Origin of the sequence: Streptomyces sp. NPDC102279 (assembly GCF_044766365.1) — a bacterium.
Classification (GTDB): Bacteria; Actinomycetota; Actinomycetes; order Streptomycetales; family Streptomycetaceae; genus Streptomyces.
Map to the genome: position 1 here is coordinate 63,147 of NZ_JBIWLU010000021.1, position 14,349 is coordinate 77,495.

10 protein-coding genes and 1 tRNA gene are annotated in these 14,349 nt (G+C 71.0%); 7 read left to right on the forward strand and 4 right to left on the reverse strand.

Translation table 11 applies throughout. From position 1 onward, the window contains the following. Positions 1–183 precede the first annotated feature (183 nt). The 6 genes from ACIRQH_RS38585 to ACIRQH_RS38610 all read left to right on the forward strand — a co-directional run bounded on the left by ACIRQH_RS38585 (position 184) and on the right by ACIRQH_RS38610 (position 6,496). Positions 184–954, forward strand: coding sequence for a DeoR/GlpR family DNA-binding transcription regulator (locus tag ACIRQH_RS38585; protein WP_355876475.1), 771 nt, complete (start codon positions 184–186; stop codon positions 952–954). 91 nt (positions 955–1,045) lie between these two features. After that, positions 1,046–2,416 (forward strand): ABC transporter substrate-binding protein, encoded by a 1,371-nt coding sequence (locus tag ACIRQH_RS38590; protein WP_388881355.1) that lies wholly within the window; start codon positions 1,046–1,048, stop codon positions 2,414–2,416. After that, complete coding sequence (locus ACIRQH_RS38595; protein ID WP_358822103.1) at positions 2,413–3,348, forward strand: sugar ABC transporter permease; 936 nt, start codon at positions 2,413–2,415, stop codon at positions 3,346–3,348. The genes ACIRQH_RS38590 and ACIRQH_RS38595 overlap by 4 nt, the downstream gene beginning before the upstream one ends. Further along, entirely contained in the window at positions 3,348–4,199 is an 852-nt protein-coding gene (locus ACIRQH_RS38600; protein ID WP_358822104.1) for a carbohydrate ABC transporter permease, read from the forward strand. Before ACIRQH_RS38595 ends, ACIRQH_RS38600 begins: the two co-directional genes overlap by 1 nt. Then, the gene (locus ACIRQH_RS38605) at positions 4,196–5,185 is read left to right on the forward strand and encodes a zinc-dependent alcohol dehydrogenase family protein (RefSeq protein WP_388934273.1); all 990 of its coding nucleotides are present in this window, start codon (positions 4,196–4,198) and stop codon (positions 5,183–5,185) included. The genes ACIRQH_RS38600 and ACIRQH_RS38605 overlap by 4 nt, the downstream gene beginning before the upstream one ends. 105 nt (positions 5,186–5,290) lie before the next feature. Next, complete coding sequence (locus ACIRQH_RS38610; RefSeq protein ID WP_358822111.1) at positions 5,291–6,496, forward strand: TerD family protein; 1,206 nt, start codon at positions 5,291–5,293, stop codon at positions 6,494–6,496. A 182-nt stretch (positions 6,497–6,678) separates the two neighbouring features. Here the strand turns inward: ACIRQH_RS38610 and ACIRQH_RS38615 are convergent, their stop codons facing one another. The 4 genes from ACIRQH_RS38615 to ACIRQH_RS38630 all read right to left on the reverse strand — a co-directional run bounded on the left by ACIRQH_RS38615 (position 6,679) and on the right by ACIRQH_RS38630 (position 12,098). Continuing rightward, positions 6,679–8,271, reverse strand: coding sequence for a TROVE domain-containing protein (locus tag ACIRQH_RS38615; protein WP_404230038.1), 1,593 nt, complete (start codon positions 8,269–8,271; stop codon positions 6,679–6,681). Positions 8,272–8,632: 361 nt separating this feature from the next. Beyond that, positions 8,633–8,702, reverse strand: a tRNA-Ile gene (locus ACIRQH_RS38620). 68 nt (positions 8,703–8,770) lie between these two features. Further along, positions 8,771–10,231 carry an alkaline phosphatase PhoX gene (locus ACIRQH_RS38625; protein WP_388881347.1) on the reverse strand — a complete coding sequence of 487 codons (1,461 nt, stop codon included), beginning with the start codon at positions 10,229–10,231 and terminating at the stop codon, positions 8,771–8,773. 442 nt (positions 10,232–10,673) lie between these two features. Continuing rightward, entirely contained in the window at positions 10,674–12,098 is a 1,425-nt protein-coding gene (locus ACIRQH_RS38630) for a hypothetical protein (protein ID WP_388881344.1), read from the reverse strand. Positions 12,099–12,506: 408 nt separating this feature from the next. Between ACIRQH_RS38630 and ACIRQH_RS38635 the strand changes: the two genes are divergently transcribed. Beyond that, entirely contained in the window at positions 12,507–14,333 is a 1,827-nt protein-coding gene (locus tag ACIRQH_RS38635) for an endonuclease/exonuclease/phosphatase family protein (RefSeq protein ID WP_404230041.1), read from the forward strand. Positions 14,334–14,349 lie beyond the last annotated feature (16 nt).

The following is a 14,349-nucleotide window of genomic DNA, read 5'->3' on the forward strand; positions in this document are numbered from 1 at the left end:
CTTCGCACGCTCCGCCCCAGGTCGACCGCCGGTGACGACGAGGCCGAACGGGCACAGCCGGGCAGGATCGGGCAGGCAACAGGCCTGGTCAGTGGCCGACACCCGCTGTAGAACTTCCCTCAAGGGCTCCACCGGGCCCGAACGGGCAGTGCGCGACGGAGCGCGAGGGAGCGGGTGAGGGCCATGACGGCGATGACGGCGGAAGAACGGCAGCGCGAGATCGTCCGGGTCGCGCGCCGCACGGGATCGGTCGACGTCACCGAACTCGCCGGCACCCTGGGCGTCGCGAAGGAGACCGTACGGCGCGACCTGCGCACCCTGGAGGACCACGGCCTGGTACGCCGCACGCACGGCGGCGCCTACCCCGTGGAGAGCGCCGGCTTCGAGACCACCCTCGCCTTCCGCACCACGAGCCACGTGCCCGAGAAGCGCCGGATCGCCGCCGCGGCGGCCGAACTGCTCGGGGACGCCGAGACCGTCTTCGTCGACGAGGGGTTCACCCCGCAGCTCATCGCCGAGGCACTCCCCCGGGACCGGCAGCTGACCGTCGTCACCGCCTCCCTCGCCACCGCGGGCGCGCTCGCCGAGGCCGAGAACACGAGCGTCCTGCTGCTCGGCGGCCGGGTCCGGCCGGGCACCCTCGCCACCGTCGACCACTGGACGACGAAGATGCTCGCCGGCTTCGTCATCGACCTGGCCTTCATCGGCGCCAACGGCATCTCCCGCGAACACGGCCTCACCACCCCCGACCCGGCCGTCAGCGAGGTCAAGGCGCAGGCGATCAGGGCGTCCCGGCGCACCGTCTTCGCCGGGGTGCACACCAAGTTCGGCGCCGTCAGCTTCTGCCGGTTCGCCGACATCAGCGCCCTGGAGGCGATCGTCACGAGCACGCTGCTCCCGGCGTCCGAGGCGCACCGCTACTCGCTCCAGGGCCCCCAGGTCCTCCGCGTCTGACAACCGAACGACCGCGCTCCACATCCATCCCCCCGGGGCACCCCCATGCCTCGCACCGCCCGTTGTCTCCCCATTCCTCCAGGAGTGATCCATGCGAACCCCGAGCCGACGGAGGCCGCGCGCACTGCTCGTCGCGGCCGCCGCAGGGACGCTGCTCACCCCGCTCCTCTCCGGCTGCTGGGCCGGGGCGGGCGGGGCGGGCTCCGGCGGGAACTCCATCAACGTCCTGATGGTGAACAACCCGCAGATGGTCGAGCTGCAGAAGCTCACCAAGGCCCACTTCACCAAGGACACCGGCATCAAGGTGAACTTCACCGTCCTGCCGGAGAACGACGTCCGCGACAAGATCAGCCAGGACTTCGCCAACCAGGCCGGCCAGTACGACGTCGCCACGCTGTCCAACTACGAGATACCCATCTACGCCCGCAACGGCTGGCTGCACGAGATGGACTCCTACGTCGCCGAGGACGGCGCCTACGACGAGCAGGACGTCCTCAAGCCCATGCGGCAGTCGCTGACCGCCGACGACGGCAAGCTCTACGGGCAGCCGTTCTACGGTGAGTCGTCCTTCCTCATGTACCGCAAGGACGTGTTCGCCGCGAAGGGCCTGAAGATGCCCGCGCACCCCACCTGGCAGCAGGTCGGCGACCTCGCGGCGAAGGCGGACGGCGCCGAGTCGGGAATGAAGGGCATCTGCCTGCGCGGCCTGCCCGGCTGGGGCGAGATCATGGCGCCGCTCACCACCGTCGTGAACACCTTCGGCGGCACCTGGTTCGACAAGGACTGGCAAGCGCGCCTGAACTCACCCGAGTTCGAGAAGGCCACCAAATTCTACGTGAACCTCGTCCGCGAGCACGGCGAGTCCGGCGCCGCCCAGGCCGGCTTCGCCGAGTGCCTCAACAACATGACGCAGGGCAAGACCGCCATGTGGTACGACGCCACCTCCGCCGCGGGCCTGCTGGAGGCCAAGGACTCCCCGGTCAAGGGCAAGCTCGGCTACGTACCCGCGCCGGTCGAGAAGACGGCGTCGTCCGGCTGGCTCTACACCTGGGCCTGGGGCATGCAGAAGGCGTCGCACAACTCCGACAAGGCCTGGAAGTTCGTCTCCTGGGCCTCCGGCAAGCAGTACGAGCAACTGGTCGGCGACACCGCCGGCTGGTCCGACGTACCGGCGGGCAAGCGCGCCTCGACCTACACCAACGCCGCCTACCGCAAGGAGGCCGCGGCCTTCCAGGACATGACCCGCGAGGCCATCGAGGGCGCCCGGCCCAAGGACCCCGGCGTCCAGCCGCGCCCCGCTCCCGGCATCCAGTTCGTCGGCATCCCCGAGTTCACCGACCTCGGCACCAAGGTCTCGCAGGAGATCAGCGCGGCCATCGCCGGACGCCAGTCCGTCGACGCGGCCCTGAGCAAGTCCCAGAAACTCGCCGAGAAGATCTCCAAGGAGTACGAGGGACGATGACCGCCACGACAACGGCCCGCGTGGCCGCGCCACCCGTACGCACCCTCGGACAACCGTCGGCCCGGCTGCGCGCCTGGGCCAGACGCGGACCGCTGCTCCCGGCCCTGATCTTCATGATCGTGGTGACCCAACTCCCGTTCGTCGCCACCCTGGTGATCTCGTTCTTCGACTGGAACGCGCTCTACCCGAAGGCCCGCCACTTCACCGGCCTCGGCAACTACTCGGACGTCCTGACCGACGCCGACCTGCGGCACTCCGTCTGGACGACGATCCTGCTGACCGTCACCGTCGTCCTGGTCAGCCTCGTCGTCGGTCTGGCCCTCGCCCTGCTCCTCGACCGGAAGTTCCGGGGCCGCGGCATCGTCCGCACGCTGCTGATCGCCCCGTTCCTGGTCGTCCCGGTCGCGGCGGCCCTGCTGTGGAAGCACGTGCTCTACAACCCCGAATACGGCCTGCTCAACGGGCTGTTGCACTACGTGGGCGGCCCTCAGCCCGACTGGATCTCGGGCACCCCGCTGCTCGCGGTCGAGGCCTCGCTCGTCTGGCAGTGGACGCCGTTCATGATGCTGATCCTGCTCGCCGGCCTGCAGAGCCGCGACCACCAGCAGATGGAAGCCGCCCAGGTCGACGGAGCGAGCAACTGGCAGGTCTTCCGCTACCTGACCCTGCCGCACCTGCGCCGCTACCTCGAACTGGGCGCGCTTCTCGGCTCGATCTACATCGTCCAGAACTTCGACGCGGTGTTCACCCTCACCTCGGGCGGCCTGGGCACCGCGAACCTGCCCTACACCGTCTACCAGAGCTTCTACCAGGCCCACGAGAACGGCCTCGCCTCGGCCGCCGGCGTCCTGGTCGTCATCGGCTCGATCATCATCGCGACCTTCGCCCTGCGCGTCGTGTCGTCCCTGTTCCGCGAGGAGGCGTCCCGCTGATGAGCAGCACCGCGACGAACGCCCGCCCCCGCCGCGCCAAGGGAGCCGGCCTGGGCCTGGCGGCCTGGGCACTCGGCATCGTGTTCTTCCTGCCCATCGCCTGGATGGCGCTGACGTCCTTCCACTCCGAGTCCGACGCGGCCAAGAACCCGCCCGCGTTCGGCGCCGCCCTCACCCTCGACGGCTACCGGGACTTCTTCGGCACGGGCGGCGGCGCGAGCCCCTGGCCCGCGCTCCTCAACTCCACGGTGGCATCGGTCGTCTCCACCCTGTGCGTACTGCTCCTCGCCCTCCCGGCGGCGTACGCGCTCTCCGTCCGCCCGGTGAAGAAGTGGACCGACGTCCTGTTCTTCTTCCTGTCGACCAAGATGCTCCCCGTCGTGGCGGGCCTCCTGCCGATCTACCTCTTCGCCAAGAACACCGGCATGCTGGACAACATCTGGCTGCTGGTCATCCTCTACACCTCCATGAACCTGCCGATCGCGGTGTGGATGATGCAGTCCTTCCTCGCCGAGGTCCCCGTCGCGGTGATCGAGGCGGCGCAGATCGACGGGGCCCGGCTGCCGACCGTCCTCGCCCGCGTGGTCGCTCCCATCGCCCTGCCGGGCATCGCCGCGACCGCCCTGATCTGCTTCATCTTCAGCTGGAACGAGCTGCTCTTCGCCCGGGTGCTCACGGGTGTGGTCGCCGAGACCGCCCCCGTCTTCCTCACCGGATTCATCACCAGCCAGGGCCTGTTCCTGGCCAAGGTGTGCGCCGCGTCGCTCGTCGTCTCCCTGCCGGTACTCGCCGCGGGGTTCGCCGCCCAGGACAAACTGGTCCAGGGCCTGTCGTTGGGAGCCGTGAAATGAAGGCCGCAGTCATCGAGTCCGTCGGCCGAGCCGTCGTCGCCGAGGTCCCGGACCCGACGCCCGGCCCCCGCGAGGTCGTGGTCGAGGTCGCCGCCTGCGGCCTGTGCGGGACCGATCTGCACATCCTCCAGGGCGAGTTCGCGCCCAAGCTGCCGATCGTGCCCGGCCACGAGTTCGCGGGCGAGATCGTCGGCGTCGGCACCCAGGTCACCGAACTCGCCGTCGGCGACCGGGTGGCCGTCGACCCGTCCCTGTACTGCTACGAGTGCCGTTACTGCCGTACGGGCCACAACAACCTCTGCGAACGGTGGGCCGCGATCGGCGTGACCACCGCGGGCGGCGCCGCCCAGTACGCGACCGCCCCCGTCGCGAACTGCGTGAAACTCCCCGAGCACGTCCGCACCCAGGACGCCGCCCTCGTCGAACCCCTCTCCTGCGCCGTGCGCGGTTACGACGTCCTGCAGTCCCGGCTCGGCGCCCACGTCCTGATCTACGGCTCCGGAACCATGGGCCTGATGATGCTGGAGCTCGCCAAGCGCACCGGTGCCGCGAGCGTCGACGTCGTCGACCTCAACGCGGAGCGTCTCGCCACCGCCCGGCAGCTGGGCGTCTCCGGGTCGGCGGCGAACCCCGACGAGCTGGACCGGCCGCAGGGCTGGGACCTGGTCATCGACGCGACCGGGAACGCCGCCGCGATCCAGGACGGCCTGGACCGGGTCGCCAAGGCCGGCACCTTCCTCCAGTTCGGCGTGGCCGACTACGCCACCCGGGTCACCATCGACCCGTACCGCATCTACAACCAGGAGATCACCATCACCGGCTCGATGGCCGTGCTGCACAGCTTCGAGCGCGCGGCGGAGCTCTTCGCCACGGGGGTCCTCGACCCGTCGGTCTTCATCAGCGACCGCCTCCCGCTGACCAGCTATCCCGGGGCCCTGGAGCAGTTCGCCTCGGGCGTCGGACGGAAGATCGTCGTCGTGCCCTGACCGGAGACCGGAGCGGCGGGGGCGCCCGCGGAGCCGCCCCCGCAACTCACTCTTGGGTAAGGGAACGGTAAAGCGCCTCCGCTCGTTACCCCAGTCATGACAGCTATGACCCCCGGCTCGAACATCCCTCTCCCCGTCTCGCGCGTGACGGTGGACGTCACCGCCCCGGTGCGGCTCGACGTGTCGAGCCTGCTGCTCACCGCCGACGGCAAGGTGCGCTCCGACGAGGACTTCATCTTCTACAACCAGCCCACCGGCCCCGGCGTGACCTACCGCTCCGGCGGCGGCACGGCGCCGGACGCGATCATCGTCGACACCGCCGCGGTCCCCCCGGGCATCGAGAAGATCGTCGTCACCGCGAGCCCGGACGCCGCGGGCCAGTCCTTCCAGGGCATCGAGCCCACCGCGACCATCCGCAACGCGGACGACAACGCGGTGCTGGCCACCTTCACCCCGCCCCAGCTGGGCACCGAGACGGCCCTGGTGATCGTCGAGGTCTACCTCCGCAACGGCGTGTGGAAGGCCCGCGCCGTCGGCCAGGGGTACGCGAACGGCCTGGCGGGCATCGCCACCGACTTCGGCGTGAGCGTGGAGGAGCCCGCTCCGGCCGCCCAGCCCGCCCCCGCACCGCAGGCCCCCGTGACGCCCCCGGCGCCGGCCGCGGACCCCCGCCTCTCCGCCCCGCCCGCCCCGGCCGCGCCCCCGGCGCCCCCCGCCGCGGCACCGGGCGCCGGCAAGATCAACCTCGACAAGGGCCGGGTCAGCCTCCAGAAGAACCAGACGGTGTCCCTGGTCAAGGGCGGCCGTCCCTTGCTCTCCCAGGTCCAGATGGGTCTCGGCTGGGAGCCCGCGTACCGCGGCAAGGACATCGACCTGGACGCCTCGGTCATCGCGTACGGTCCGCAGCGCAACCACATCGACAGCTGCTACTTCGGCAAGCTGTCGATCGTGAACGGCGCGATCAAGCACTCCGGGGACAATCTCACCGGTGAGGGCGGCGGGGACGACGAGGTGATCACCGTCGACCTCGGCCGTCTCCCGCAGGAGGTCACCGGCCTCGTCTTCACGGTCAACTCCTTCTCCGGCCAGAAGTTCACCGAGGTCGCCAAGGCCTACTGCCGCCTCATCGACGCCGCCAGCGGCGAGGAGCTCGTCCGCTTCGACCTCACCAACGCCGAGGCGCAGACGGGCGTGATGATGGCGAAGCTGGTCAAGCAGTTCTCCGGGGAGTGGGAGATGACCGCCATGGGCGAGTTCGTCAAGGGACGCACAGTCCGCGGCATGGTCAAGCCCGCGGCCCAGGCCCTCTGACCCCGGCCCCACCCCGGCAGGTCATCCCCCTCGACCCCGGGGTGGGTCCCCCGTCCCGGACCTTCTCGCGCCCCCTCCGACCCCACCGGCTCAGGGCCCGGACCCCGCTCCTCAAACGCCGGGGGGCTGAGTTTTCCTCCCGCCCCCGGCGTCCGGCGGGAGGGGGCGGGCCGGGGCCGGCCTCAGGCCACCGCCCACGGCCAGTCCGCGTCCCGCGCCGACTCCAGCAGCGGCACGACCCGGAACGCCGCGTCCGAGAGCCCGCCGAACACATGCCGGTTGCGACCGCCCCGGCCCGAGGGTCCGTGCCCCGCGCGGTACCCCGCGAGGTTCCACGTGTAGACCGGCACATCCGCCGGCACCTGCTCCGTCGGGTCACCGAACGAGCTGTGCGCGGCCTGCTCGTCGGTGACGACGAGCACCCGGTCGTGCGACCGGTAGTGCGCCCGCACCGCCTCACTCGTGTTCGTACCCCCCAGGTCCCCGAACCGCTCCAGTACCTTCAGCACCGACTCCCCAGCCCGGAACGGCACCCGCTTGTTGCTGGTGCCGAACTCGACGAGATCCGCGTCCGCAGCGCGCAGCGCCAGCGCCGTACCGAAGATCGCCGCCGCGTCGGCCCGGTTGAGCTCGGAGCGGTCGGACAGTCGCGAGTAGAACATCGAACCCGAGCGGTCGACGAGCACCAGCGTCCGCCCGGGCAGCGCGGGCACGTTGGCCAGCGAGTGCCCGAGCGCCTGCTCCAGGGGATACGCCCAGCGCAGCGACGGCGCGTGCTGGTACGCGGCCAGATACCGGAACGGGAACTGCCGCGAGCGCGCGACCTCCACCGGGTCGCTGATCTTCGCGGCGACCCGCGCCGCCACCTCGTCACTCACACCCGCCTCGTCGAAGTTCCGCAGGTTGCGGACGAGCGCCATCGAACCCATGGAGGGGATGACGGCCTCCCAGGCCGCCTTGTGCATGGGCCCCTGGAGCCAGCCGGCCAGTGCTTCCCAGGTCATGCCCGCGTCGGCGAGCCGCCGCGCGCCGTCCGGACCGGTGACCACCGCGCGCCGCTCGGCGGACGGCAGCGCCATCAGCTCGCGGTGGGCGACGAGCGCGGACAGTGACGTGGGGACCTCGGCCCGGTCCGGGTTGTGGCGCCGGTCCAGCGCGTACCGGAACAGGTCGCCCTGCCACGGCTTCGCCGGATCGGGCGCCGCGTGCACGAGGTTGAGGATGTCCCCGAAGCGGTAGCCCTTGGACGCGGTGTCGTACTTCAGCAGGGACTTGGCGCCGTAGAGACGGCGTACGGCGTCGGCGACGCCCCGCTTCACGGGCTTGGGCACGTTGCGGCCGTACCGGGAGGTCCAGTAGGCGAGCAGCTCGCCCGGCTCGTCGGGGCGGCGCAGTACGGAGTCGACGACCTGCCGGTTGGCGGGGCCGTCGGTGACTCCCGCGTCGAGGCGCGCCTTGACGTACTCGGCGGCGCCGACGATCGAGGCCGTGCGGAGATTGCCGTCGGCGCGCAGCCAGCCGAGCAGGGCCGCCGTCCACGACGGGTCGGAGACGGCCAGCTCCCGTACGAGCGCGGCGAACCGGTCGTCGCGGGCGGAGCCGGTCTCGTAGAAGGTCTGCTGCGAAACGAAGTTGCCGATCGCGAGCAGGAAGAGCTCGGAGCGCGCGTCGCGCTCGTGTCCCCGGCCGCCCTGGTGTGTGCGCAGGATGCGGCCGGTGGAGGTCACGCGCGAGGCGGGCTGTGTCTTCGCGGTGCGGATGTTGAAGCGTGCCATGGTGAATTCCCCCGAATTCAGAAGTGTTTCGGAGGGAGGCACAGAAAAGGGAGGGTGCCCGAGATCAGGAGTCGGCGACGGAAATTGCCAGATGCTCTACCGTTTGAGCTACACCGACCCGAAGTCGATGACGGGATTCGAACCCGCAACCGTCCGATCCAGAAGTAACCGTTGCCTGCGCACCGGGCACCCACCATGAGCTGCGCCTCCCGAGATCAAGTCGGCGGCGGCGTGGATTCTTTGGAAGAGAAGTAGCCGCAGCCCGCGCACCGGGAGGTGCATGAAGTTGTGGTGTCCAGAGTTCAGGTCGGCGGAACCGACGTAGGTGCTCCAACCCCTGAGCTACACCGGCGCGTTGTGCCGGTGACGGGACTCGAACCCGCGGCCGCCCCATTATCAGTGGAAGTAGGTCCTGCCTTCGCACCTGGACGTTCATCACTTTAGGCAGGCGGCCGCGATTCGGGCGAGCGAATTAAACGCCGGTGAATACGGCGGGAGTTCAGCCGCGCTTCTGCCGCTTCCAGGGCCCCGTGATGGCGACCATGATGCCCGGCACCTGGATGTTGGCGTAGAGGGTCCGGCCGTCGGGCGAGAAGGTGACGCCGGTGAACTCGCTGTACTCGGGGTCCTCGGCGGTGCCGATGTTGAGTTCGTTGCGGGCGATCGGGTACGTACGGCCGCTCTCGGTGGCGCCGAAGAGGTGCTGGACGCCTTCGCCGTCCTCGGCGATGACGAGGCCGCCGTACGGGGAGACGGTGATGTTGTCGGGCCCGTCGAAGTTTCCGTCGACGGACGGGTCCGGGTTCACGCCGATGAGGACCTTCAGCGTCAGGGTGCGGCGCGTGGGGTCGTAGAACCAGACGGCGCCGTCGTGGGCCTGGCCCGGGCTCTCGGTGCGGGCGTAGGAGGAGACGATGTAGATCCCGCCGTCGCCCCACCACATGCCTTCGAGCTTGCGGGCACGGGTGACCTGGCCGTCGGTGAACTGCTTGCGGACGGACACCGTCCTCGCGTCACGGTCGGGGACGTCGACCCAGTCCACGCCGTACACGGTGCCGATCTTCGAGGCGCGGGAGAGGTCGTCGACGTAACGGCCGCCGGAGTCGAAGCATTTGAAGGCCTGGAGCGAGCCGTCGGTGTCGCCGAGCGTACGAAGCTGTCCGTGGCCGTGCTCGAAGCCCTGCGGGGGCGTCCAGCGGTACAGCAGGCCGTTGGGGCCCGACGCGTCCTCGGTGAGGTAGAGGCGGCCGCGCTTGGGGTCGACGACGACGGCCTCGTGCGCGTAGCGGCCGAGCGCCTTGACCGGCTTGGGGTCGCGGTTGCGGCGGCGGTCCTCGGGGTCGACCTCGAAGACGTAGCCGTGGTCCTTGGTGAACCCGTTGGTGCCGGCCTTGTCCTCGGTCTCCTCGCAGGTGAGCCAGGTGCCCCAAGGGGTGTTGCCGCCCGCGCAGTTGGTGGCGGTGCCGGCGATGCCGACCCACTCGGCCACCTTGTCCCGGCGTACCTCGACGACCGTGCAGCCGCCCGCGGCGGCGGGGTCGTAGACGAGGCCCTCGGTGAGCGGCACGGGGTAGGGCCATTTGTCGCGCGGGCCGGCCAGTTCGTGGTTGTTGACGAGGAGGGTGGCGCCGCGCGGGCCGCTGAAGGTGGACGTGCCGTCGTGGTTGGAGGGGGTGAACTCGCCCGACTCCAGCCTGGTCTTCCCGCTGTGCGTGATCACGCGGTAGGTGAACCCGGCGGGCAGCGAGAGCAGGCCCTCGGGGTCGGTGACGAGCGGCCCGTAGCCGACGCCGTGTCCGTGCCCGTGCCGGTCCTCCGCGGATCCCGTGGCCTCGGTGTCCGTCTCGGTGGCCGCGAGCGCGTTGGGAGCGGTGGCGAGGGCGCCTACGCTGCCGACCAGGGCCACGCCTGCACCGGTGATCGCGGACTGTCTGGCGAAGTCCCTGCGGGTGAGCGACATGTGATGTCTCCTGTGACGGTGGACTCGGGCTGCCGTGGGGGCCGGGTGGCGACCTCGTACGCGGCCACACCGTCCCGCCCCCGCCTGAACGCGAGTTGAACGCGCGCCGACTTCAGGGGTCCCGCTTCCATGAATCCACCCACCCGGCGCATCCGGAACACGCAGCTCCGCGCCGGAGCCGCCCCGGAAGGGGATGCTCCCGCACGCCCTCCCGCGGCGACCCGGCCGCTCGTCCCGTCCCACGAGACCCCGAATCCGCACCGGAACAGGGCCTCGTATCGGCGCCGTCGCCCGGTGCGGAGCGTGCCGGGCAACCACGGGTCCGACGTCGGGGCGGCGGGCCTCGCCCGTGGGGACCCCCGGCCGGTAGGGGCGCTCCGACGCGGTGGCCGCGGACCGGACCGGTGCCCGGCCGCCCGGCGGGGGCACCCGGGCCCGGTCGTCATCCCGCTTGCTGCGACCGCGCCTTGAACGCCGCCTTGCGGGCTTCCTTGGCGATCTTCTTGTCGGGGTGCAGGCGCCCCATCGCTTCGAGGACGTCCGGGGTGGCCGGGTGGCCGACGCGCCAGGCGGTGTCGAAGAAGCCGCTGTGCTGCTGGGCCAGTCCCTCCACGAGGGCCTGGAGCTCGTCGGAGTTCCCCTCGGCGGCGAGCTGGGCCGCGACCGTGTCGATGGTGAGCCAGAAGACGAGGTCCTCGGACGGCGGGGGCACGTCGGGGGCGCCGTTCTCGGAGAGCCAGACGCGGGCGAGGCCCCCCAGCTCGGGGTCCTCCAGCACGGCGCGCAGCGCGGGCTCGGCCTCCGCGCCGACCAGGGAGAGCGCCTGCTGGCAGTGCAGGCGGCGCAGCGGCGCGCCCGCGTCGGCGCCGCGGGCCGCGGACAGCAGTTCCTGGGCGGCGGGCAGGGCGTCGCGCCGGGCGAGCCACTGCTCGATCTCGGCCTGCGCGGCGGCCGGCGGGAATCCGGCCGTGCCGTCGAGGAGCGTGTCGGCGCCCTTGTCCGCGAGGTCGCCGACGGCGGGGGCGTCGAAGCCTGCCTCGGCCAGTCGCGCGCGCAGTCCGTAGAGGCCGAGCGGGGTCAGCCGGACGACGCCGTAACGCGCGATGTCGCTGTCGTCGACGGGGGCGGCCGGCTCCTCGTCGGCGTCGGCCATGAGTGCCTCGTCGACGGGCTGGAAGGCGACGAGTCCGATGGGCTCCAGCAGCCGGAACTGGTCGTCGAGCCGCATCATGGCGTCCGAGACCTGCTCCAGGACGTCGTCGGTGGGCTCCCCCATGTCGTCGGGCACGATCATGGAGGCGGCGAGCGCGGGCAGCGGCACCGGGACCTCGCCGGCCGTGTCCTCGCCGACGGTGAGCAGGTACAGGTTGCCGAGCACTCCGTCGAGGAACTCGGCCTCCGCCTCGGGATCCCAGTCCAGGGAGGAGAGGTCGATCTCGCCGCTCTCGTCCATGGCGTCGACGAGGTCGTCCAGGTCGGGCACGCTCGCGTCGGCGAGGACGGTGTCGAGGGCCCCGAGCCACACGGCGAGGACGTCCTGCGGGGCCCCGGAGGTGAGCACGGCGAGGTCCTCGCCCGCACCGACGGTCCCCTCCTCCTCGTCGAGGACCTCGACGAGGCCGGTGTCGACCGCCACCCGCCAGGCCTCACTGGCGAAGGCCGCCGCGTCGTCGCCGGTGAGGGCGAGGACCTCGGCGGCCTCGGGGAGCTGTTCCTCGACGAGTTCGCCGCCCGCTCCGACCCGGGTGGCGGGGCCGGCCCAGCGGGCCAGGCGCGCGGCCCGGGAGAGCAGGGGCGCCGCGAGCGCGTCCCGCGCCAGCTGGGCCTCGGAGAGCAGCCGCACCGGCGGCAAGGAGCTGTCTGACATCGGCTGGTTCTCCTCCGAACAACCACGACAAGCAGGGCAAGCGGTTCAGGCGGGCTGCCGCCCGAGGCCGCGCCGGGCGGTGGGGCCACCGTCGGCCGCGACGGGCGCCGGACCTCGCAGGGCGTTCCCGGACCCGAGGATCCGAAGTCCGCCGGGGACGTCCGTGCCAACAGCTCAGCCTAGACGGATTTCCACCCATGCCGCCCGGTTCATGTCCCTGACACCTCCAGGACACCGCTGAAACCTTGACAACTCCCCACGCCACACACGAGATTGACGCGCGTAGAAGTTCAACGGCCGTGCGGACCGCCCACTTCTACGCGCGTCACCGGCCCGGAATCGGGCCGCGCTCCGTCCAGCACAACCCACCCTCGTCCCGGCGCCCAAGAACGCCCCCGGAGGACTCCCTTGCCGAGCAAGAGAACGTCGCGCATCGGCGCGCTGACCGTTGCCGCCGTCTGTTCCACCCTTTCCGCCGTGGTGCTCACCACTCCGGCCCACGCGGACTCCGTCCGCATCCACGACATCCAGGGCACCACCCGGACCTCCCCGCTGGCGGGCAAGGCGGTCACGGACGTGTCCGGCGTCGTCACCGGCGTGCGGACCTACGGTTCGTCCAAGGGTTTCTGGTTCCAGGACCCCGACGCGGACGACAACCCGGCCACCAGTGAGGGCGTCTTCGTCTTCACCAGCTCGACCCCGAAGGTCGCGGTCGGCGACGCCGTCACCGTGACGGGCACCGTCTCGGAGTACGTCCCGGGCGGCGCCTCCACCGGCGGCCAGTCGGTGACGGAGATCACCAAGGCGACGGTCACCGTGGTCTCCAGCGGCAACGCCGTCCCGGCCGCGACGGTCGTCGACGCCCGGTCCGTACCGAACGCGTACACCACCGCCGGCGACGCCGCGGCGGCCGGCTCGGTCAACGGCCTCACCCTGGAGCCGAAGAAGTACGCCCTGGACTACTACGAGTCCCTCGAGGGCATGGCCGTCCAGGTCGCCGACGCCCGCGTGATCACCGCCACCGACCCGTATACGGAACTGTGGGTCACGGTGAAGCCGCACGAGAACGACACCCGCCGCGGTGGCTCGCTGTACGGCTCGTACACCTCCCAGAACACCGGACGGCTGCAGATCCAGTCGCTCGGCGCGACGGCCGACTTCCCGACCGCGAACGTCGGCGACGAGCTCACCGGCACCACGGCGGGACCGCTCGACTACAACCAGTTCGGCGGCTACACCCTCGTCGCGAACCAGCTCGGGAGCCTGGAGAAGGGCGGCCTGGAGCGCGAGACCACGCACAAGCAGGCGCGGGACGAGCTGGCGGTGGCGACGTACAACGTCGAGAACCTGGACCCGGCCGACGCCACGTTCGACGCCCACGCGTCCGCGATCGTGAACAACCTTCAGTCGCCCGACGTCGTGTCCCTGGAGGAGATCCAGGACAACAACGGCGCGACGGACGACGGCACGGTCGCCGCCGACCTGACGGTGAACAAGCTGATCGACGCGATCGTCGCGGCGGGCGGCCCGAAGTACGACTGGCGCTCCATCGACCCGGTGAACGACCAGGACGGCGGCGAGCCCGGCGGCAACATCCGCCAGGTCTTCCTCTTCAACCCCGAGCGGGTCTCCTTCACCGACCGCGCGGGCGGTGACTCGACGACCGCCGTCGGGGTCACCAAGACGCACGGCAAGGCGCAGCTCACCGCGTCCCCGGGCCGCGTGGACCCGGCGAACACGGCCTGGGCGAACAGCCGGAAGCCGCTCGCGGGCGAGTTCGTCTTCCGTGGCCGCACGGTGTTCGTGATAGCCAACCACCTGAACTCCAAGGGCGGTGACCAGGGGCTGACCGCGCAGTACCAGCCCCCGACGCGCAGCTCGGAGGTGCAGCGGCACGCCCAGGCGACCGCGGTGAACGGCTTCGTCAAGGAGATCCTGAAGGCGCAGAAGAACGCCGACGTCGTCACGCTCGGCGACATCAACGACTTCGAGTTCTCCGACACGGCCAAGATCCTGGAGGGCGACGGCGAACTCTGGTCGGCGATCAAGTCGCTGCCGAAGAGCGAGCGTTACACGTACGACTACCAGGGCAACGCCCAGGTCCTCGACCAGATCCTGGTCAGCCCCGCGATCCGCAAGGGCTGCGACCTGAAGTACGACAGCGTCCACATCAACTCGGAGTTCTCCGACCAGATCAGCGACCACGACCCGCAGGTGCTGCGGTTCCGTCCGTAGTCGCTCGGGTGCGCGA

Excerpts from the sequence above, each read along its gene's own strand:
- ACIRQH_RS38590 (WP_388881355.1), top strand. The coding sequence starts at position 1,046 with ATGCGAACCCCGAGCCGACGGAGGCCGCGCGCACTGCTCGTCGCGGCC.
- ACIRQH_RS38610 (WP_358822111.1), top strand. The coding sequence starts at position 5,291 with ATGACCCCCGGCTCGAACATCCCTCTCCCCGTCTCGCGCGTGACGGTG.
- ACIRQH_RS38605 (WP_388934273.1), top strand. The coding sequence starts at position 4,196 with ATGAAGGCCGCAGTCATCGAGTCCGTCGGCCGAGCCGTCGTCGCCGAG.
- ACIRQH_RS38585 (WP_355876475.1), top strand. The coding sequence starts at position 184 with ATGACGGCGATGACGGCGGAAGAACGGCAGCGCGAGATCGTCCGGGTC.
- ACIRQH_RS38595 (WP_358822103.1), top strand. The coding sequence starts at position 2,413 with ATGACCGCCACGACAACGGCCCGCGTGGCCGCGCCACCCGTACGCACC.
- ACIRQH_RS38625 (WP_388881347.1), bottom strand. The coding sequence starts at position 10,231 with ATGTCGCTCACCCGCAGGGACTTCGCCAGACAGTCCGCGATCACCGGT.
- ACIRQH_RS38615 (WP_404230038.1), bottom strand. The coding sequence starts at position 8,271 with ATGGCACGCTTCAACATCCGCACCGCGAAGACACAGCCCGCCTCGCGC.
- ACIRQH_RS38630 (WP_388881344.1), bottom strand. The coding sequence starts at position 12,098 with ATGTCAGACAGCTCCTTGCCGCCGGTGCGGCTGCTCTCCGAGGCCCAG.
- ACIRQH_RS38600 (WP_358822104.1), top strand. The coding sequence starts at position 3,348 with ATGAGCAGCACCGCGACGAACGCCCGCCCCCGCCGCGCCAAGGGAGCC.